The organism is Arsenophonus sp. PmNCSU2021_1 (assembly GCF_036919435.1).
In the GTDB taxonomy this organism is placed as follows: Bacteria; Pseudomonadota; Gammaproteobacteria; order Enterobacterales; family Enterobacteriaceae; genus Arsenophonus; species Arsenophonus nilaparvatae.
Genome location: NZ_JAZHPL010000009.1, coordinates 279380 through 297642 on the forward strand (window position 1 = coordinate 279380; position 18263 = coordinate 297642).

General features: G+C 41.2%; 22 protein-coding genes and 4 pseudogenes. 10 read left to right on the forward strand and 16 right to left on the reverse strand.

The genetic code is table 11. The features are described from left to right. Positions 1-2: 2 nt before the first annotated feature. Positions 3-939: pseudogene (locus V3224_RS21325) on the forward strand (IS256 family transposase); the annotation flags it as partial. 9 nt (positions 940-948) lie between these two features. Beyond that, on the forward strand, positions 949-1077 hold the full coding sequence (locus V3224_RS30245) for a hypothetical protein (RefSeq protein WP_442890888.1): 129 nt from the start codon (positions 949-951) through the stop codon (positions 1075-1077). Between the two features lie 10 nt (positions 1078-1087). On the opposite strand, the gene V3224_RS21330 is transcribed toward V3224_RS30245, so the two are convergent. From V3224_RS21330 to V3224_RS21340, 3 genes and pseudogenes are all read right to left on the reverse strand, one after another. Continuing rightward, positions 1088-1396, reverse strand: a complete 309-nt coding sequence (locus V3224_RS21330) for an Rpn family recombination-promoting nuclease/putative transposase (protein WP_334472558.1) — start codon at positions 1394-1396, stop codon at positions 1088-1090. A gap of 209 nt (positions 1397-1605) precedes the next feature. Next, a complete protein-coding gene (locus V3224_RS21335) occupies positions 1606-1761 on the reverse strand; it encodes an Rpn family recombination-promoting nuclease/putative transposase (protein WP_334472560.1) in 156 nt (51 codons plus the stop codon). 326 nt (positions 1762-2087) lie between these two features. Then, positions 2088-3509 (reverse strand): annotated as a pseudogene (locus V3224_RS21340) (Tn3 family transposase); the annotation flags it as partial. A 103-nt stretch (positions 3510-3612) separates the two neighbouring features. On the opposite strand from V3224_RS21340, the pseudogene V3224_RS21345 reads away from it, so the two are divergent. Further along, positions 3613-3912, forward strand: a pseudogene (locus V3224_RS21345) (transposase zinc-binding domain-containing protein); the annotation flags it as partial. Positions 3913-3983: 71 nt separating this feature from the next. Further along, on the forward strand, positions 3984-4958 hold the full coding sequence (locus V3224_RS21350) for an IS701 family transposase (protein WP_334472562.1): 975 nt from the start codon (positions 3984-3986) through the stop codon (positions 4956-4958). Here the strand turns inward: V3224_RS21350 and V3224_RS21355 are convergent. The 3 genes and pseudogenes from V3224_RS21355 to V3224_RS21365 all read right to left on the reverse strand — a co-directional run. Further along, on the reverse strand, positions 4918-5226 hold the full coding sequence (locus V3224_RS21355) for a ProQ/FINO family protein (protein WP_334472564.1): 309 nt from the start codon (positions 5224-5226) through the stop codon (positions 4918-4920). The genes V3224_RS21350 and V3224_RS21355 overlap by 41 nt on opposite strands. Positions 5227-5421: 195 nt before the next feature. Further along, positions 5422-6339, reverse strand: a complete 918-nt coding sequence (locus V3224_RS21360) for an Rpn family recombination-promoting nuclease/putative transposase (protein ID WP_334472566.1) — start codon at positions 6337-6339, stop codon at positions 5422-5424. 868 nt (positions 6340-7207) lie between these two features. Further along, positions 7208-7474, reverse strand: a pseudogene (locus V3224_RS21365) (HU family DNA-binding protein); the annotation flags it as partial. 448 nt (positions 7475-7922) lie between these two features. Between V3224_RS21365 and V3224_RS21370 the strand changes: the two are divergent. The 3 genes from V3224_RS21370 to V3224_RS21380 all read left to right on the forward strand — a co-directional run bounded on the left by V3224_RS21370 (position 7923) and on the right by V3224_RS21380 (position 10418). Continuing rightward, positions 7923-8861 (forward strand): replication initiation protein, encoded by a 939-nt coding sequence (locus V3224_RS21370; RefSeq protein ID WP_334472568.1) that lies wholly within the window; start codon positions 7923-7925, stop codon positions 8859-8861. Positions 8862-9073: 212 nt separating this feature from the next. Beyond that, positions 9074-9382, forward strand: a complete 309-nt coding sequence (locus V3224_RS21375; RefSeq protein WP_334472570.1) for a hypothetical protein — start codon at positions 9074-9076, stop codon at positions 9380-9382. Next, positions 9366-10418: an IS91 family transposase gene (locus V3224_RS21380; RefSeq protein ID WP_334472571.1), complete on the forward strand. Its 1053-nt coding sequence runs from the start codon at positions 9366-9368 to the stop codon at positions 10416-10418. The genes V3224_RS21375 and V3224_RS21380 overlap by 17 nt, the downstream gene beginning before the upstream one ends. 484 nt (positions 10419-10902) lie before the next feature. On the opposite strand, the gene V3224_RS21385 is transcribed toward V3224_RS21380, so the two are convergent. The 4 genes from V3224_RS21385 to V3224_RS21400 are packed head-to-tail and all read right to left on the reverse strand — an operon-like array spanning position 10903 to position 13612. Next, entirely contained in the window at positions 10903-11100 is a 198-nt protein-coding gene (locus tag V3224_RS21385) for a hypothetical protein (protein WP_334472572.1), read from the reverse strand. Positions 11101-11112: 12 nt separating this feature from the next. Then, positions 11113-11544 (reverse strand): hypothetical protein, encoded by a 432-nt coding sequence (locus V3224_RS21390; protein WP_334472522.1) that lies wholly within the window; start codon positions 11542-11544, stop codon positions 11113-11115. 9 nt (positions 11545-11553) lie between these two features. Then, entirely contained in the window at positions 11554-13083 is a 1530-nt protein-coding gene (locus V3224_RS21395; RefSeq protein WP_334472573.1) for a DUF3383 family protein, read from the reverse strand. Next, on the reverse strand, positions 13073-13612 hold the full coding sequence (locus tag V3224_RS21400; RefSeq protein ID WP_334472574.1) for a phage neck terminator protein: 540 nt from the start codon (positions 13610-13612) through the stop codon (positions 13073-13075). Before V3224_RS21400 ends, V3224_RS21395 begins: the two co-directional genes overlap by 11 nt. A 103-nt stretch (positions 13613-13715) precedes the next feature. Between V3224_RS21400 and V3224_RS21405 the strand changes: the two genes are divergently transcribed. Both V3224_RS21405 and V3224_RS21410 read left to right on the forward strand, forming a co-directional pair. Then, a complete protein-coding gene (locus V3224_RS21405; protein WP_334472575.1) occupies positions 13716-13904 on the forward strand; it encodes a type II toxin-antitoxin system HicA family toxin in 189 nt (62 codons plus the stop codon). An 18-nt stretch (positions 13905-13922) separates the two neighbouring features. Then, positions 13923-14321, forward strand: a complete 399-nt coding sequence (locus V3224_RS21410; RefSeq protein ID WP_334472576.1) for a type II toxin-antitoxin system HicB family antitoxin — start codon at positions 13923-13925, stop codon at positions 14319-14321. Here V3224_RS21410 and V3224_RS21415 read toward each other — a convergent pair. From V3224_RS21415 to V3224_RS21440, 6 genes are all read right to left on the reverse strand, one after another. Continuing rightward, the gene (locus V3224_RS21415) at positions 14313-14678 is read right to left on the reverse strand and encodes a hypothetical protein (protein ID WP_334472577.1); all 366 of its coding nucleotides are present in this window, start codon (positions 14676-14678) and stop codon (positions 14313-14315) included. The two genes, V3224_RS21410 and V3224_RS21415, sit on opposite strands and share 9 nt — an antisense overlap. Next, on the reverse strand, positions 14675-15193 hold the full coding sequence (locus tag V3224_RS21420) for a hypothetical protein (protein ID WP_334472578.1): 519 nt from the start codon (positions 15191-15193) through the stop codon (positions 14675-14677). Before V3224_RS21420 ends, V3224_RS21415 begins: the two co-directional genes overlap by 4 nt. After that, entirely contained in the window at positions 15193-15588 is a 396-nt protein-coding gene (locus V3224_RS21425; protein WP_334472580.1) for a DUF4054 domain-containing protein, read from the reverse strand. Before V3224_RS21425 ends, V3224_RS21420 begins: the two co-directional genes overlap by 1 nt. A 37-nt stretch (positions 15589-15625) precedes the next feature. Beyond that, entirely contained in the window at positions 15626-15877 is a 252-nt protein-coding gene (locus V3224_RS21430; protein ID WP_334472582.1) for a hypothetical protein, read from the reverse strand. Between the two features lie 68 nt (positions 15878-15945). Beyond that, the gene (locus V3224_RS21435; RefSeq protein WP_334472772.1) at positions 15946-16629 is read right to left on the reverse strand and encodes a major capsid family protein; all 684 of its coding nucleotides are present in this window, start codon (positions 16627-16629) and stop codon (positions 15946-15948) included. 312 nt (positions 16630-16941) lie between these two features. Then, positions 16942-17208 (reverse strand): gp53 minor capsid family protein, encoded by a 267-nt coding sequence (locus tag V3224_RS21440; RefSeq protein ID WP_334472584.1) that lies wholly within the window; start codon positions 17206-17208, stop codon positions 16942-16944. A gap of 66 nt (positions 17209-17274) precedes the next feature. On the opposite strand from V3224_RS21440, the gene V3224_RS21445 reads away from it, so the two are divergent. After that, positions 17275-18249: an IS701 family transposase gene (locus V3224_RS21445; protein ID WP_334472585.1), complete on the forward strand. Its 975-nt coding sequence runs from the start codon at positions 17275-17277 to the stop codon at positions 18247-18249. Positions 18250-18263 lie beyond the last annotated feature (14 nt).

Consider the following 18263-nt stretch of genomic DNA (forward strand, 5'->3'; position numbering starts at 1 on the left):
TTATGGACGAAAAACAATTGCAGGCTCTGGCTAATAAATTGGCCAAAAATCTCAAAACCCCAGACGATCTCAGCCAGTTCGATCGTCTGCTGAAGAAAATCAGCGTTGAGGCGGCTCTCAACGCCGAAATGTCCCACCATCTGGGCTACGATAAAAATCAGCCCAAACCGGGTGCCAACTCCCGCAACGGCTATTCCACAAAGACCGTTACCACCGGCGATGGTCCTCTGGAACTACGCACTCCGCGCGATCGTGACGGTTCTTTCGAACCGCAACTGGTGAAGAAAAACCAGACCCGGATCTCCGGGATGGATAACCAGATTTTATCGTTGTACGCCAAAGGGATGGCCACCCGCGAGATAGCGGCTGCGTTCAAAGAACTGTATGACGCGGATGTCTCACCGGCGCTGGTCTCGAAGGTCACCGATTCCGTGATGGAGCAGGTTACCGAATGGCAAAATCGCCCACTGGATGCAGTCTATCCTATTGTTTATCTTGACTGTATCGTCCTGAAGGTCCGGCAGGACAGTCGCATCAATAAATCCGTGTTTCTGGCCCTCGGTATCAACATCGAAGGTCAGAAAGAACTGTTGGGTATGTGGCTGGCCGAAAACGAGGGCGCGAAGTTCTGGCTCAGTGTGCTGACAGAACTAAAAAACCGTGGTCTGAACGATATCCTCATCGCCTGTGTCGACGGTCTGAAAGGCTTTCCGGACGCCATCAACAGAAGCAGGCCAGCAGGCGCTGGAAGCGTTCGCCAGCGCATGGGACAGCCGCTACCCGCAGATAAGCCGGAGCTGGCAGACAAACTGGGCCAACCTGGCGACGTTCTTCACTTACCCGGCAGACATCCGCAAGGTGATCTACACAACGAATGCCATAGAGTCGCTGAACAGCGTGATCCGGCATGCCATCAAAAAGCGTAAGGTGTTCCCGACGGATGACGCAGTGAAAAAGGTGGTGTGGCTGGCAATCCAGGCGGCGTCACAGAAATGGACAATGCCGCTTAGGGACTGGCGTATGGCGATGAGCCGCTTTATTATCGAGTTCGGTGACCGCCTGGACGGTCACTACTGAGAAAAGGCATTTACACAGAATCGTGTACAGGGTCTGTATAGATACGTTCTGCTAGTTTTCTGTCATGAAAACAGTCCAACCAATTCGTGCTATAGGGATGAGGGCTTTGTTCACCGCAATAAAACAGGATAGGGAAAACTAACGGTAATTGCTTGTGTCCATTATCTAAATGCTTCTGCATAGCAGCCATGCTATAGCGCATCAATCTCCAAGCGATAAGTTTATCTGGAGTGGATTGGGCTTCAATTAAAACATAGATATAACCACTTCCCTTTGAGGTTCTGACTGAATACAAAATATCACTCTGGTAATTTTTCATCTCACTATCGATAAATGAGCCAGATTCTACTTTCAGACTATCACGAGTTTCGCACCAATAAAAAAACGCTCTATTTTTAAGTTTAATTCAGCATAATATGTAAATAGATAAAACCTTATAAATTAAATATAACTTATTGTAAATTAAGTGAATTTATGCATTTCAGTAACTTGCAGATTAATCATTACTTTTAAGCCATTTCTAGAATTTTATAGGCCTGTGCGAAACTCGTGACTATCTAAGTCACACAATGCCTTAATCTCATCGGGTAGCCAGACAGTAAAGAAATCTTTTGCCGTCTCTTTCTCACTTAAAAACTGCTTGAATACACTATCGTGTGGCGTTGGGGTAAATTTTTTACTCATCGGATATCTTCAATAATTGCTAGCGTCATATTGAATTATGGCAAACAAACCGGCTATATTAAATACGCTATTTATTCATTACATATCAGACATCATAATCCAGCTATACAAAAACGCACCTTATCTTCTCAGGTGCGTTTATTTTTTGTTACTGGTATTCTCTCATGGCTAATCACAGGAAAATGGCTCACAATCGATTACAAGCGCTTCTAGAGGCATTACTGAATTAAGCCTGTGCCGTTTTTTCATTATCAGCAACTTTGGCCAGAATATTTACCAACAATTTATTGATGATAAGCGGGTAGTTTGCGGGAAAGTGCAGGGAACTACGTTAAGAGTTTTGCTTGCCACTCATAGAAACCCGTCAAGATAATATGCTCCCAGCCAAGAGGGGATAGATGCGCCAGTTTCTCCGGTGCTATCTCGATACCTTGCCTTTGCATAGCTTGAATGATTCGTCCTAAATGCTTGGTGTTCCAGTAGATTATTATGGCAGCGAGCAAATTAAGATGCATCATGCGTAGATGCTGGTTTTCAGAGAAGCGATCTGTAATTTCTCCCCGCCGATTGAAGCTAAGCGCTCGTTTTAACGCATGATGAGCCTCTCCTTTGTTTAGACCCATTTGGGTTCGACGTTGCATAGCCATAGAACTAACACACTTTAGGATAAATATTGTGCGTTCAATCCGTCCGATTTCTCTCAAGGCAATAGCTAATTCGTTTTGGCGTGGGAAAGAAGCGAGCTGCCGCAAGATATCACTCGGAACAACTTTATGCGTCATAACACTGGCAATAAGACGAATAATATCAGGCCATTGCTTTTCAATTCGGGTGATATTGGCTCTAGCAGAGATAAGTTCTTTCATTGCTTTGGGTACAGAAACTCCATCCATACCAGAGAGTTTTAGAGACGAGAGATTACGCAACTTAGGTGAAAACTGGTATCCAAGCAAAGCACACATAGCAAAGACATGATCTGTAAATCCTCCGGTATCTGCATAATGCTCTTTTATACGTTTCCCCGCATCATTCATCGTAAGCCCATCAAGAATATAAGGCGCTTCATGGGCTGTTGCTGGAATATTTTTCAGCGCAAATGTTCCATATTGATCAGAGACATGTGTATAGGCTTTAATGCCAGGGACAAGGCCATACTTGGCATTGACAACGTTCATCGCTTCTCCAGAGCCGCCGCTTATCATAAACTGGCCGTCTGAAGATGAGCTTGTGCCATCACCCCATGCGCTCGCCAAAGGAAGGTATTTATGCTTCTCGATGACAACAGCTAGAGCATCTGTCATAGTCTCACTTGTCACATGCCAGTTAGAGATGCGCATCAGTGACCAAGGTGATATGTTAGATGAGTTGCATGAGGCCATTTTCTTTAACCCCATATTGATGCCGCCTGCTAGCAAGACATTAAGCAAACCAATTTCATCTGCACACGGTGAACCACTATGAATGTGAGTGAAACTGTCTGTCAGTCCAATATCTTCATTGACCTCACGTAAAATCTCTGTAATCGAAACGTCTGGCATTTGTTTGTATAGCTCCATTGAGAACTGATCCATGCCTTCTGGTATCTGGCGGTCAAGGCGATTGACTCGTATTTTTCCGTTCTCAATTCCGCTATTGGGTAAACTGTTATGGCGTATCATTTGGTTTACCTGTTTGATTTGTTGTGCCAGTAACTCTTGGCGGCTTTTAATCCATATTTGCGGCTCTAGAGGAATGGGTAGCGATAAGGTCTGTTTGGCTGTTTCAAGATGGTCGCCTCCGACGACGACTTGTCATTGCTCGTTAGTACTGATATAACCTCAACTCTATTTTCTCAACCTTTTAGTCCCTTTTATGTCACCGCGTTTTAGTCATGTTTTTCAATTTGGTCAACGCTGGCTCAATTGGCTTAACCGTCAACCGCCTAATACCGTTCGCCCAGTTGTGATGCAAACCATGATAAAGATTATGGCTTGCGGCACTTCGCTTATGGGATGGTCAATTTGGCGATGCCCTGACCCTGAATGTAATCATGAGAAGCGGGTTAAATTTACCTGCAAAAGCCGAAGCTGCCCTCATTGCGGCGTAAAAGCTTGCCTACAATGGATTAACAATACGCTGGCCTGGTTACCTAAAGTCCCTTGGCAACACATTACCACGAGTTTCGCAATCTCCAAAAAAGGAGTATAAATTTAAAAACAAGAAAAAATCAGGGTGTTCATATTTTGTCGGGTTATCCATGTATTAAAGATATCTATAAAACATTCTTACAAGTAAGCAGTTTAAGATACTCTGGTTTAGCGTTATCAGAAGTAAGCCCATCGCCTTTATCTCATGACACTGTTAGCCGATGGCTAAAAAGTAGATGTTTTAGACCTAAAGACCTATGGCGATTAGTTGAACCTTCTATAGACAAAAAAAGCCCTTGCGTACTAATTGCCGATGATACATTGATTGCCAAAACACGTAGTAAAAAAATAGTGATGGTCCATTATCAATATTCAGGTAATGAACATGAGGTTATTGCTGGCATAGGTTTAGTTAATTTGCTTTGGCATGATCTGACGAAGGTTGAATCAATTCCTATCAATTATCTTATTTATGACAAAGATTCTGATGGAAAAACAAAAAACACGCACTTTTCCGAAATGCTCACTCTTGCTAAAAAAAAAGGGATCATGCCAGAAGCCGTAGTGATGGATGCTTGGTATTCTAGCCTGGATAACCTGAAATCAATTCGCTCTCATGGTTGGATCTGGGTAACCACGCTGAGGAAAAATAGGATTGTTAACCATAACAAACAACTGAACAAGTTAGACATCTCAGAAGAAGGAACGTCAATACACTTGCGAGGATATGGTTGGGTAACCGTTTTCAAATTTACAGCCAAAAACGGCCGTATTGATTACATAGTAATAAACAAAGAGAATCCCACCCGTCAATACCTCAAATCTATCATGGATGCCTGTTGGTCTGTTGAAGTTTATCATCGAGAAGTTAAACAAAACTGTGGTATTGAACGCTGTCAGGCTCGCACGAGCCGAGCGCAAAGAAATCATATTTTTCTCGCTATTTCTGCGTGGTTTGAACAACATAAACGTCGTATATCTGAAAAAATAACCCTTTATCAACAAAATTGGGACGTAATCAAAAGTGCTATTACTGAGCAAATCCGTGTTTTATTAGCGTACCCAAATTAGTTTTGTGCGAAACTCGTGACTGAATGAGTCCGCGATAATCAGCGTGATGACCAATACTGCCTAAGCAGGCTCTTAAACGCCTTCTGGCTATTGGTAAGCTCTTTTCTTTCACTTCTTGCCACATATCCTGTTGTATACCAATTTTCATTGGGCACAACTTGCCATCAGGGAAAAGATAAGGCCAAAATGTGGTTATCTGTAAGATGGCTTCTGCTAACGGCAATCGCTTTTTAGGTGGGGTTGGGGGTTTAGGGATTTTAACCTTCACTATCTGTTTAGGTTTAACAACCGATTTCTTGGGTTGCTGTTTTGCTACTTTGGGAGGATTAGGCTTTTTTGCCTGTTTTTTGGGCGTAGCATTGACCCAGACCTTTTTACCGTAAACAGCAGTGCTTGAGGTTTGTTCTTTTGGTGAAGCCTTTCTTGGGCGATTGAGGCTTAATTTCTTGCGTTCCGTCAGCGTTTAATCTTTATCTAAAGTTTTTAACTCTTCATCAGACAAACCAGTGGAAAGTTTAACAACCTCAAGATTAACGCCATTTGCAAGAAATTGTTTAGCTAATTTTAAAGTAGCCTGTTTTTCGCCCTCAAGTTTCCCTTGTTGCATACCTTTCTTGATTCCAATTTCTTCAATCTGTTGAGCAATAGTCATAAATGCTCCCTCGTGTTTTTCTGATTGTTTTGCTATCTCAGTGATAAATTCCATTGGCTTTTTGGTGTTACCTTCTTGGATGAGATAGTTAAACATCGTGATAACCTGATTATCAGTATAATAATTATACGACAACAGTTTAACAATACTATCCAGTAATTCTGTCATATCGCGTCTTCGAATGTGTTTTTGTAATAATTCCAATAACGCCATTCGCTTGTGTTGCATAATCTCACCATCATCTAAGGTGGTGACATCGGCTAACTTAAAAGGATTGGTGTAGATACGCTTTGCTAGTTCCTTGTCTTCAAAGCAATCCAACCAATTAGTGCTATAGGGGTGATGGCTTTGCTCACCGCAATAAAACAGGATGGGAAACACTAAGGGTAATTGCTTGTTTCCGTCCTCTAGATGTTTCTGCATAGCAGCAAAGCTATAGCGCATCAATCGCCACGCAATGAGTTTATCAGGTGTGGACTGGTGCTCTATGAGAACATAGATATATCCACTTCCCTTCGTTGTACTGACTGAATAGAGAATATCACACTGGTAATTTTTCATCTCACTATCGATAAATGAGCCAGATTCTACTTTAAGGCTATCCAAGTCACACAGGGCTTTAATCTCATCCGGTAGCCAGATATCGAAGAAGTCTTTTGCCGTCTCTTTCTCACTTAAAAACTGCTTGAATATACTATCGTGTGGCGTTGGGGTAAATTTTTTAGTCATCCGATATTTTCACTGTTTGCAAAGCAAATTGCATGATAACAAACGAATACGCTATATTGAATGAGCAATCTTTTCATTACATGACATTAATCCTTTAATCCATCAAAGCACTTCGTTAACCACACGGGGTGTTTTTTTGAAAACCTAAACTTATTTTTTTATTGAGAAATAAGTGCATGGATTTGCATAAAAGTGCACAAATTTGCACAAGTTTTTACCCACCTAAAAGGCCAGTACTGGCATACTTTGAACGGCATTGTGCAACTGCATAAAAAACGACATGTTTAGCGGGCAGGCGTGCGGGGCGATCACTGCAATTTTTGGGGTGAAATCGGATTTTTCTATCTGAAAGTACCCGAAAAATTGATTACAGGGAATTTTAGAGAAATCTGCGAATTTTTTTGATATTGCAGTTAATCTCTTGTTCGTAAATCGATTTTAAGCACCCTGTAACGCTCTGTACGGCGTTTTCGTAATTTAACTCAAACGTATTGCCAATAATTTTGCGGGGCATGGAATCGCTTATAGTGGTTTTTGATGCCGTTAGGCATGTAAGGCGATACTCAATAGTGACAGAATATGTCAATAGTTAAATCGCCGAAGCCCGCGAAGCGGTGAGAGTTTGGTTATTGCACGAAACCCATGCGTAGCATCCCGGCAAAGCCCATTGGGGCGATATAACAGCGATGATGATGTTAATTGTCGAAGATGAGGTATTGAAGCGGGTTTGTTGATAATTGGATGAATAGGCGTATTATGGATTTGCTCATACTACTGAGTGTCTAAATTTATAGATAACTAAAAATGTTTTACCTCGACGTTTAGCCAGCTTATCCAGTTGGCTATATTTTTGCCTGAAATTCTGATTGACCGCTTCTTTCAAACTTTTAACCGCCTTAAAACTTGGGACGTTGGTAGCAGCAATCTGTATAACCTTACCTGTTTGTGGATTGCGTCCTTCCCTTGCTGCTCTTGGCTTAACTTAAAAACTGCCAAAGCCAACGAGTTGTATATCATCGCCTGATTTTGAGGTTTCACTTACAGTTTGGATGAAAGCGTTCAGTGCCTTCTCTGAATCTTTTTTGGTTAAATCGGCTTTTTCAGCGATTTGATTAATGAGTTCGGTTTTGTTCATGTTGTGCTTGAATTAATGGATAAGTTAATTCTAGTCATGCTAGTTGTAGAGTCTAAATAGTGCAATGTTTCAGCGTTAATTAACTCAAAAAAATCTTTTTAATTAAAATCCCACCGCTCGACGCAAGTCTGTGACCGAGCGTAGCGAGTGAGCAGACGAGGAAGCGGAATATCACAATTGCAAAAGAGAAATACGGTCACTCAGTAGTACATATTAATTTACTTGAGATGCTTAGTTTTTTTATTTTATTAGTACCATTAGTGCGGTTAGTTGACATTATATTAAGTTATTGTTTTTTATATAAAAACACAAAAAGACATAGGATATGCCGCGGAAATTAAAAAGGCATCAAAAAAATATTTGATACCTTTAAAGTTGCGTGCTATTCTTTGAATATTGGTTAACAATATAAAGAAGTTAGTATGTGAATTTTAAAAAGATAATTTTAATGTCAAAAAAGAAAAAAATTTATCATAGAAACGATGCAAGAGCTTCGCTGATATCGATGGGTTTATCAGCTAGACGAATTTTGTACTTAACTATTGTTCAGCAAAATAGGGATGATGATGGAGTTATTCTATTTGATGAAAATAAAATTTATAGAATTACAGCGAAAGACTATGCACAATTGTGTGGTATTGATACATCAGTTGCTTATAAACAACTAAAAGAAGGAGTTGAAGAAATAAGAACCCATTTGATGAGGATTCCTCAATCAGAGCTTTTGTCTTCTGATGAAATGAAAAAAAGACCAAAAGATGGAATGCTATTATTTACATTAGCTAATTATGGTTTTTATTCAGATGGTGCCGGATATATTGAAGTAAAATTAGATCCAATAGTTGCACCTTACGTTAGCAATTTAAAAAACAATTTTACAAGTCAATTTTTACTTAGTGGATTGAGATTACCTGATAGTAATGCAAATAAGCTATATATTTTATTACGGGAATGGATTAGTGCTGGTATGTCAGCTTTCAAAGATATTTCTGTAGAAGAATTAAAATATCAATTAATGATAAATGATACAAAAACATATAATTCATTTAAAAGATTTACAGATTTATTTTTTAAAAGGGCTGTAAAAAAAATAATTGAAACCACAGAGTTTTCAAAAATAGATATAGAAATTATTGAGCGTCAAAAACGTAAAGCATATATGGTTCGCATATCCTATGAGTACAATGAGCAGAAACAGCACTTTAAAGATGCGGGTTTTATCACAGGTAGTAATAAAAAATCTAAAACAGAAAAATTAGGGGCTAAAAATAATATTGAAAATAAACATGAAAAATTGGATAAAAAAGAAGAATTAAAGCAGATAAAAGGTCGTTTTTACGATAAAAAAACTGCTGAGGCTTCTGGATATAATTGGGATGATTATTAAATAAAATCTAACGGTACTTGTAGGGATCCGACTCCCTTCAAGTACCTAACCTAAAACCTAGTTCTAGTAGGAGTAAGGCTAATGAAAAAGTCTACCTTCCGCGTGCTCGTCTGTGAAGCACCGAATGAAATAATCGAGTTATACGCTCGAACCTGACGCAATTTAACCCTTCGTCAGCGTGCTCGAATTCTGAATAGAGTTGGGGGTGCGGTATGAATTCCGAGATGATTAAATTCTTTTTTAGTAGCGCTGTACCCTCTGGTTTTGTTGATAGTGAGGGAGAAATTAAGGCCAACACTAAAATGGTAGATTTTCTCGGTTTGAATAAAAATGCGCCTGAAATGGTGACTTTATTAGAGAAAACCCGCACTGAAAAATCACCGTTTTTTGTCATTATTAAACTGGTTTCTGATTTCAAGATGGTCGCCTCCGACGACGACTTGTCATTGCTCATTAGTACTGATATAACCTCAACTCTATTTTCTCAACCTTTTAGTCCCTTTTATGTCACCGCGTTTTAGTCATGTTTTTCAATTTGGTCAACGCTGGCTCAATTGGCTTAACCGTCAACCGCCTAATACCGTTCGCCCAGTTGTGATGCAAACCATGGTAAAGATTATGGCTTGCGGCACTTCGCTTATGGGATGGTCAATTTGGCGATGCCCTGACCCTGAATGTAATCATGAGAAGCGGGTTAAATTTACCTGCAAAAGCCGAAGCTGCCCTCATTGCGGCGTAAAAGCTTGCCTACAATGGATTAACAATACGCTGGCCTGGTTACCTAAAGTCCCTTGGCAACACATTACTTTTACCATGCCTGGTGAATATTGGCCTGTTATTCGCGCCAATCGGTGGCTGCTCGGTGAAATGAATCGATTAGCCGCTGATGTGGTATTAACTATCTGCCGTGATCTCAATATCACCCCCGGCATTTTCACTGCCATCCACACTTGGGGACGTGACCAAAAATGGCATCCACATATTCATCTTTCAACCACAGCCGGCGGGGTCACTAAAAATAACACCTGGCGAGATATGAGCTTTTATCGCGAAAACGTCATGACTATGTGGCGACATCGGATAACCGAATCGTTGAGAAAACATTATTACACCCTGACGATTCCTGATGAGCTTAAATGTGAAGGGCGAAGCAAATTTTCTTGGAATCGCCTACTTAACACTCACTACAAACGTGGCTGGAATATCAATCTCTCTAATATCCTTTCCAATATCACCCATGTCACCCTTTATCTCAGATTTTATCTAAAGAAAGCCCCTGTCTCGCTTAGTCGTTTAAAACATTATGCCGGTGAAGATAACATCACGTTACGCTATAAGAGTCACCGCACAAAAAAACAGGAAGAAGAGGTCATAACATCCGACGAATTGATTACCCGGTTTGAGTCTCATGTACCTCAAAAATGGTTTCACATAATCCGCTATTACGGTTTTTTAAGTCCATCAGCCCCAATGCGAAAAATGTTAACAGAGGTTGTTTATCCGTTAATCCAGCAGGATCACGAGTTTCGCACCAATAAAAAAACGCGCTATTTTTAAGTTTAATTCAGCATGATATATAAATAGACAAAACCTTATAAATTAAATACAAATTATTGTAATTTAATAAAATTTATGTGTTTTAGTAACTTGCAGATTAACCATTGCTTTTAAGCCATTTCTAGAACTTTATATGCCTGTGCGAAACTCGTGAGGATAAAAAATCCGCTAAAAAAATCACCTTTCGAAACATGTATCGACATGTCTTTAAAGTCGATCCACTGGCTTGTCTCTTATGCGGGAAAGAATTACTCTTCGCAGGAATGAATTTTGGATTGAAGCTTAAAGAGCTTATGGCTCGTCACGATGAATTGGCACGTTTGCGGTGGCAATAAAAACTCACTATAGGGTAGATCTATCTTTTGTTCAAAACTGATTAATAATTAATCGTTCCTTAACCCTTTATTCTGTTTTTTATCTCAACCTTCAAAAATAATTCTGGCAAAACTTAGAAAAAATAAAAATGGGTTCATCAGGGCATAGGTTAATTAGTAACCTTTTCTGGTATTAATTTCTTATACATCAAGTCCTCGACAATTTCCAGCGCTTTCAACCGTAAATGATGATTGAAATTGCCAATCTGAAATTCGTTACCTTGCACCTTAAACGTTTTGTTTTTGGTGATATCGACAATATCATCTTGCGATAGCCCCGTAAGGCTGCCTAATCCTTGTTCTGTCATGATTTTTTCTCGTTAAATAGAACGAGTGAAATCCCGAAATTGCAGTTTGTAGGTCATTTCAGCATTGTGGTCAGTATTGGCAAAGGTAAATTGTGGCTGGTCTGTGATACTCCCGCCTGTAAACGTAAAGGTTTCTGTTTTGGCTTTACCGTCGATCTTGTACAACGTGCTCACCGAAGCATTGAGCAACGTCACTTCACCACTGCCTTGTAGCGAGGATAACCAGACATCATCGGCACTTCCCCTTAAAACATGAAACTCAAGCTCGGAAACTTTGGCATCCGTGCGCTTTGCCACACTGACGGAACCACCGGAGCCGTTAAAACGGCTGGTATCGGGATTGGGGAAAGTGATTTGCACGGTGGTTCCCGCGACGAAATCACTTAAGATTCGACCGCCTAGAATGACGGTTGTTGCATCCACATCATAGGAAATTTGCGCCATGTTTCGCCTCTAGTAATTAAAGTTGATGATAATATCTGCCCGATGAAATGCCCCTGCATTTTTTACGGCTTGTTGGATAGCGGGTGATTTGCGGTTTATGCGATCAACCTGTGATTGTTCTGCCAATAAATTGGCATAAGTGAAATACCCTTTGCTCTCAATTGACCGCTTAAACTGCTCTACATCGCCGAAGGTATCGGGTGATGTCCATTTTCCGGCAGCAAAAACGCTAGCTCGCACAAATCTCGCTGCCACCTGATTGATGCAATCAACCAGTAAGTCCACCCCTTTTCCAGTCTGCGGAATTTTGGTTGCAGTCGCTTTCATTAAATTAAAGGTATCGACCTGTACCTGATTGACATAGGCTTTCAGGTTATAAACATTATCGACAAATTCGTTGGTATTTGAGCACATCACCACCGGACGGTCTTTGATTAACGTGTAAATATCGATACCCACGGATGACGCACTGTCTACCTCGGTTTGGCTATAGCTTTCTGGCTCACAGGCGAGTTCTTTTAAGTGAATCGTCATCGCACTATTTTCAGCGCTGAAATCGACCACATGCACTCTTGCCATGTAGGAAACCGCCAAGGCTTTCTGATTGCGCTTTGAAAAAAGCAGCCGGAAATATTCTTGCCCTTTCTTGCTCACTTGCCACGCCAAGCCTTTTGTCGTGAGATTATCCGAATGAGAAACCACCTGATAGCCTAGTATCTTGTTGGCTTGACTGTAGCTCGCCAGTTTTAAAATCTGGTCATTGGTCAACTCATCAATAAAACAATACCCACAACCCGAAGACGCAGCTACCACATTGGCGATTGCCTCATCGGGAGATTGTGATGGCAAAGTTTGAGGCGGTGTCGCTTTGGTTAAGGTAGCGCTATCACCCAGTCCTAGCAGATTACCCACAAACGTCCCTGTCCCAGTTGGGCTAGCGTTGGCTAACCCTTTTTCTGACACCATCAAACGCTTATCAAGGTATACAAAGGTAGATTTTCCGTTGGTAGGCAGATTGTTGTTGTCGGGCTGATTTTCAGCAGATGGGTAGCCGTCTGGCAACGCCCGATTGAGGGGATTAATCACATCATTGAAAGTGACCGCGTCACCAAAGTTGAGATTTTCAAGTGTCAATTTGCCGAGCTTCATACTGCCGTCTTCAATTTGACGCAGCGTTTTAAGTAGCGCGTTGCTGTCAATTTCTGAGCCTGTCAGCGTGTCAAATTCCACCGCGGGCAGCGTTAAATCGGTTTTCCGGTAATGCCCGATAATCAGATTGCCTCCGGAGCCTATCGGATTGGGGGACGTGCCAAAAAAAGCAGTGGCCATCTGGTAGGTTTTCGAGGTAATGCCAAAATCGGCTTTGACCCCTGCGATATTTTTGTAGGTGGCATAAATCGTTTTGCCGTCAAAAATCGTGCCCGTTTCACTGGTCATCATGATGACGTGGTTGATATTGTCGTAATTTGCGCCTCGCTGCTCTTTGAGTAGCTGCACATTGACAACATTTTCAATGTCGATGCCAAGATTATTGCTCATGCTGTGAACCTTTTTCGTTGGAAAGTTGGAAAGTAAGATGGTTGATTGACGGTGTTGAGACGTTGATATAATCCGATACATAGGTGTTAATCGAAAACATCACGCGCTCTCGATACTGGCTACCTGTCGTAAAGTGCAAATCACGCACGCCCGTTGGCGCAGATAAGCTAATCGTGTGCTTCCACTGCTGCTCAAAGCCTTTTTGTGTTCTAAGCAACCGCAAGAGAATTTGCGCCCGTTGCAATGCTTGCTTTCCCCAGACATTCACGTCAAAGAGGATTTTCTCGTGCTGGCTGTATTCCATCACCTCAACGTTTCGGCGGTATGTTTCGCTAAAGCCTTTCACTTCACTGTTGCCAGATTGCTCAATGCCGATAACAGGCGCATTAAAATCCTGATTCGCCAGATTTGAACGTCCGATAAATATTGTGTTTTCCGCAACCTCTAGCGTATCTCGAATCACCATTGCCAGCCTTTGGATCGGTGGTTGGTAGTTTTTGTGGTGTAAATTAAATTGATTAACTGACATATCTCCTCGCAAAAAAATAACCACAATAACCCTAAGAATTGACATTAAACAACACTAAGGGTTATAATAACCCCAACATAATAGAGTCACTAAGGTGGAGGTTGTGGATAGCAGAAATGCAATAATATTGATTGAAGAAATTGAAGAAGATGGGTGGTATTTGGTTAGAGTGAAAGGTAGCCATCACCAATTTAGACACGCAACTAAAAAGGGGCTGGTAACAATAAAACATCCTCAAAAAGATATTCCGCTACCAACATTCAAAAGTATTAAAAAACAAGCTGGGCTATAAGCTCAGCGAGGAGATTATATGTTATATCCTATCGCTATTGATAAGGCCAACTCATCGTTCGGGGTAAGAGTCCCTGATATTCAAGGTTGCTTCTCTGGTGGAGAAACGTTGAGTGACGCGGTAGAAAGTGCAAAAGAAGCAATTGAGGCACATCTTGAATTATTACTTCAAGAAAAAGAATCATTACCTATAGCTAACAGCATTGATAAATATTTATCTGACGCTGAATATAAAAATGTGATTTGGGCAGTCGTTGATGTTGACGTTACTAGACTGATGGGTAAAACAGAAAAAATTAACGTGACTTTGCCATCTTTACTAATTCACCGTATTGATCAATATGTTGCTTCTCATCCTGAATACGGTAGTAGATCTGGTTTTTTGGCTAAGGTTGCTGCTGAGAACATTCTAATTTGATTTTATCAACCTGGTTGTTAACTCACTATCTTTCACTTCCTCAAAGACATAGCGTACATAGCCATAGTCGCTATAGTCTTTGCGGTTAATTGATTTGAATATTTTCCCCTTGTAATCCAAGTAAACACCGAGCAAATCCGCATATTGCGGTTGTACATGCACCGTGAAATACGCCAGTGACCAGTCCAGACTATCCTTGTTAATTGCCTCATCGGAAAGACTACTAATCACCCCATCAATCGATTTTCGTGTTATCGCAAAATCCGGTTTAAAATCTTTCGTGGTGATCACTTCCGTGATGAAGGTTAACGGTTGCGAAAATCGGCGGATGGTTCTTGCCATATTGGGCAGTCTCATTTTTTCACCACCTGATAGGTTATCGAGTTTGCTAAATTACCCGAAACTCTCAATAATTTAGCGGCGTCATTATTGGTATATTTAACCGCCTTTCCGATTTTCTCGCGGGTTATCAAATACCCTTCATAGTATTTTTTCTCAAGTGTACTTTGCTTGTATTTAGGCCACGCCCCAAAACCTTGTGTATCAAACGCCTCTTTTGACCAAGTGACCGCCTCTTCGCCGATATAAGCCATAAACTCTTTTGCGCTAATTTCACCTGAAATGAATAAGCGGTATTTTTCTTTTACCGCTTTTTCAATAATTTCTTTTTGGTGATCACGAATGGGTACGCGCAAAAATGAGCGTGGCTGGATTTTCTCCGTGCCAAATTCGTGGATTGTAGCTACTTCCACCACACTGATATCTGAGTCTTTGTAAGGTCGGGTATTTTCCAATACGCCCACTTCCACCTTCAGTTTGTTAAGTTCCTCAAACTGTTTTTTGGCTTTTTCCAGCAATTTTGATTTCAACATTACCAGTTCATCCCGATTGCCAAGGCGTAATTGTTAATTCGACTTTCCAACGCCAAATATTGCTCACCAAAGGCGGAGGTTTTAAACCAGTCTTTCTCGGTTCCTGAAAAATTCGCACTGACACTGACATCGCCTACACTTTGACTACCAAACAGCGCATTCGGATCAGCTGAATGAGAATCCTTGGTTGGGCTGTTTTCATGAAAGCCTGCCAAAAAAAGCAGATGGGCAGTGAGGTACATCAAACCTTGCTCATACATCACGCCCCACACTTTTTTGTCCATCCGATTTTCTGCATCGGTTAAATAGAGCAGCAATTTGCTGTCATCGGCAGTAAAGGTTTGCTCACCAAAACGGTCACGGAATTTCTTTTTCCAGTCTTCAATTTCTTGCATGATGCCCCCAAAAAAAAAGCGGATAAAATCCGCTTAATTATACTTCAAACGAAGGGGTTTGTGTTGTGCCATCAGTTAACTCAATCGTCAACGTCACGATATTGCCTTCTTTACCAGAGGTGATTTTCTTAATACCAACCCCCGTATCGCCTTTTTCGCCCTTAAGCGTTCCGGCGTCCAGTGCTTCGTGAAGGGCAGATACTCCCGTTTCAATATTGTTCATATTCTCCGCATTTAACGGGATTTTGGTTGACGGTGAATTTTCCCAATTTGTTTTTGTGTAGCTCATCGTTGACTCCAAAATTCAAATGAAAATGAGGGTCATGCCCTCATGATGGTGATTGCGGAAAGTGATTATCAGACGGTAGGGTTGTTCCGCTTGGGAAACCGCCGTCTATGACTTTGGGGCAGTTTTGTAATCGGCGTAAACGGCAGATAGTGGTTGTTTCCACATCGCACCCCCAAACCACATTCGTAGGTCAGTAAATCCCGCTGGCGAACCGCTAATAATTCTGGCATATGCACTTTCATCTCCACATACTCTTCGTCATAGGTATAAATCGCCAGACGGGTTTTTCCTTTGGTTATTTCTTTGGCATATCCTGCTGGAACTTTCACAAAGGTAATCGTAAAGCTGTCATTACCTGAGGCCTTCCTCAACGCAGCGATGATCCTGTCCATCGCAGAAACAGGAAGAAGGTCAGTACCCACAATCGGGCTTTGGCTATCAAACTTTTGCATCGCCAGCATGAAATCAGCGGCATCCATCGCGATGTGCGTTGGTTGCACCCGATAATCTGAGTTTGCCCACGCCTTGTTGTAAGCATCCAATACCAGTTTGATAAACTCATTGGCGCTCATGTCTTTCAGCGACTTACCCGATGCTTCTTGCATCACCTGAATTTTGCTGCCTGTCAGCAATCCTTCTTGTCCTTTAACCTTGTTATGTCCCAAGTAACCTGCATATTGCAGTGTAGACAAGGCATTCGCATACAAATCATCCTGTTTTTTGCTTTGCAGATTAATATTGATTTTGTTGATTTTCTCAAGCTCTTGCTGTGTCCAGACAACGGCTTTTGCCCACTGGCAAACAGGCGCCTAGTACATCTCAATGGTGCTGTCGATAGTGACTAACGAGTTGGTTTTGTTGCCAATAATGCCGTCTTTGACAGAACCCAACACCTCGGTAATACCGTATTCCACGTATTCATCGGCAAAATCCAGTCCTTCGGTAATTGGGATTGCCTCACCAATATTGATTTCAGGCAGCTGTTTTTCCTACAATTGCGTGTCGCGTTCGGTGAGTGCTTCTTGCAATACCGTTTCAAAATAGGCTTGTTCAATTGCCATCTGTTATTCTCCTACCTTTTGGATGAAGCCAAGCGTTATTGCCACGCACTGACTGCCTGAGCTGACATTTTCGACCCAATACCCCAAATCAATATTGCCTGTTGCGGTTTTGGTTACCTTGCCAACATCGTCACCTGTCGCGACTACATAGACTTTATCGCCTCGTTTGAAGGTTTCATCTTTCGCCGTTGCTGCCCCCACGCAATCACCGTAGGAAAAATGCCCCACATTGACTTGCTTGTTGTGGGGTGCTTTGTCGCTATAGATCACGAGTTTCGCAATCTCCAAAAAAGAAGTATAAATTTAAAAACAAGAAAAAATCAGGGTGTTCATATTTTGTCGGGTTATCCATGTATTAAAGATATCTATAAAACATTCTTACAAGTAAGCAGTTTAAGATACTCTGGTTTAGCGTTATCAGAAGTAAGCCCATCGCCTTTATCTCATGACACTGTTAGCCGATGGCTAAAAAGTAGATGTTTTAGACCTAAAGACCTATGGCGATTAGTTGAACCTTCTATAGACAAAAAAAGCCCTTGCGTACTAATTGCCGATGATACATTGATTGCCAAAACACGTAGTAAAAAAATAGAGATGGTCCATTATCAATATTCAGGTAATGAACATGAGGTTATTGCTGGCATAGGTTTAGTTAATTTGCTTTGGCATGATCTGACGAAGGTTGAATCAATTCCTATCAATTATCTTATTTATGATAAAGATTCTGATGGAAAAACAAAAAACACGCACTTTTCCGAAATGCTCACTCTTGCTAAAAAAAGAGGGATCATGCCAAAAGCGGTAGTGATGGATGCTTGGTATTCTAGCCTGGATAACCTGAAATCAATTCGCTCTCATGGTTGGATCTGGGTAACCACGCTGAGGAAAAATAGGATTGTTAACCATAACAAACAACTGAACAAGTTAAACATCTCAGAAGAAGGAACGTCAATACACTTGCGAGGATATGGTTGGGTAACCGTTTTCAAATTTACAGCCAAAAACGGCCGTATTGATTACATAGTAACAAACAAAGAGAATCCCACCCGTCAATACCTCAAATCTATCATGGATGCCCGTTGGTCTGTTGAAGTTTATCATCGAGAAGTTAAACAAAACTGTGGTATTGAACGCTGTCAGGCTCGCACGAGCCGAGCGCAAAGAAATCATATTTTTCTCGCTATTTCTGCGTGGTTTGAACAACATAAACGTCGTATATCTGAAAAAATAACCTTTTATCAACAAAATTGGGACGTAATCAAAAGTGCTATTACTGAGCAAATCCGTGTTTTATTAGCGTACCCAAATTAGTTTTGTGCGAAACT

Excerpts from the sequence above, each read along its gene's own strand:
- V3224_RS21330 (WP_334472558.1), bottom strand. The coding sequence starts at position 1,396 with ATGAAAAATTACCAGAGTGATATTTTGTATTCAGTCAGAACCTCAAAG.
- V3224_RS21335 (WP_334472560.1), bottom strand. The coding sequence starts at position 1,761 with ATGAGTAAAAAATTTACCCCAACGCCACACGATAGTGTATTCAAGCAG.
- V3224_RS21360 (WP_334472566.1), bottom strand. The coding sequence starts at position 6,339 with ATGACTAAAAAATTTACCCCAACGCCACACGATAGTATATTCAAGCAG.
- V3224_RS21370 (WP_334472568.1), top strand. The coding sequence starts at position 7,923 with ATGTCAAAAAAGAAAAAAATTTATCATAGAAACGATGCAAGAGCTTCG.
- V3224_RS21375 (WP_334472570.1), top strand. The coding sequence starts at position 9,074 with ATGAATTCCGAGATGATTAAATTCTTTTTTAGTAGCGCTGTACCCTCT.
- V3224_RS21380 (WP_334472571.1), top strand. The coding sequence starts at position 9,366 with ATGTCACCGCGTTTTAGTCATGTTTTTCAATTTGGTCAACGCTGGCTC.
- V3224_RS21385 (WP_334472572.1), bottom strand. The coding sequence starts at position 11,100 with ATGACAGAACAAGGATTAGGCAGCCTTACGGGGCTATCGCAAGATGAT.
- V3224_RS21390 (WP_334472522.1), bottom strand. The coding sequence starts at position 11,544 with ATGGCGCAAATTTCCTATGATGTGGATGCAACAACCGTCATTCTAGGC.
- V3224_RS21395 (WP_334472573.1), bottom strand. The coding sequence starts at position 13,083 with ATGAGCAATAATCTTGGCATCGACATTGAAAATGTTGTCAATGTGCAG.
- V3224_RS21400 (WP_334472574.1), bottom strand. The coding sequence starts at position 13,612 with ATGTCAGTTAATCAATTTAATTTACACCACAAAAACTACCAACCACCG.
- V3224_RS21410 (WP_334472576.1), top strand. The coding sequence starts at position 13,923 with ATGTTATATCCTATCGCTATTGATAAGGCCAACTCATCGTTCGGGGTA.
- V3224_RS21415 (WP_334472577.1), bottom strand. The coding sequence starts at position 14,678 with ATGAGACTGCCCAATATGGCAAGAACCATCCGCCGATTTTCGCAACCG.
- V3224_RS21420 (WP_334472578.1), bottom strand. The coding sequence starts at position 15,193 with ATGTTGAAATCAAAATTGCTGGAAAAAGCCAAAAAACAGTTTGAGGAA.
- V3224_RS21425 (WP_334472580.1), bottom strand. The coding sequence starts at position 15,588 with ATGCAAGAAATTGAAGACTGGAAAAAGAAATTCCGTGACCGTTTTGGT.
- V3224_RS21430 (WP_334472582.1), bottom strand. The coding sequence starts at position 15,877 with ATGAGCTACACAAAAACAAATTGGGAAAATTCACCGTCAACCAAAATC.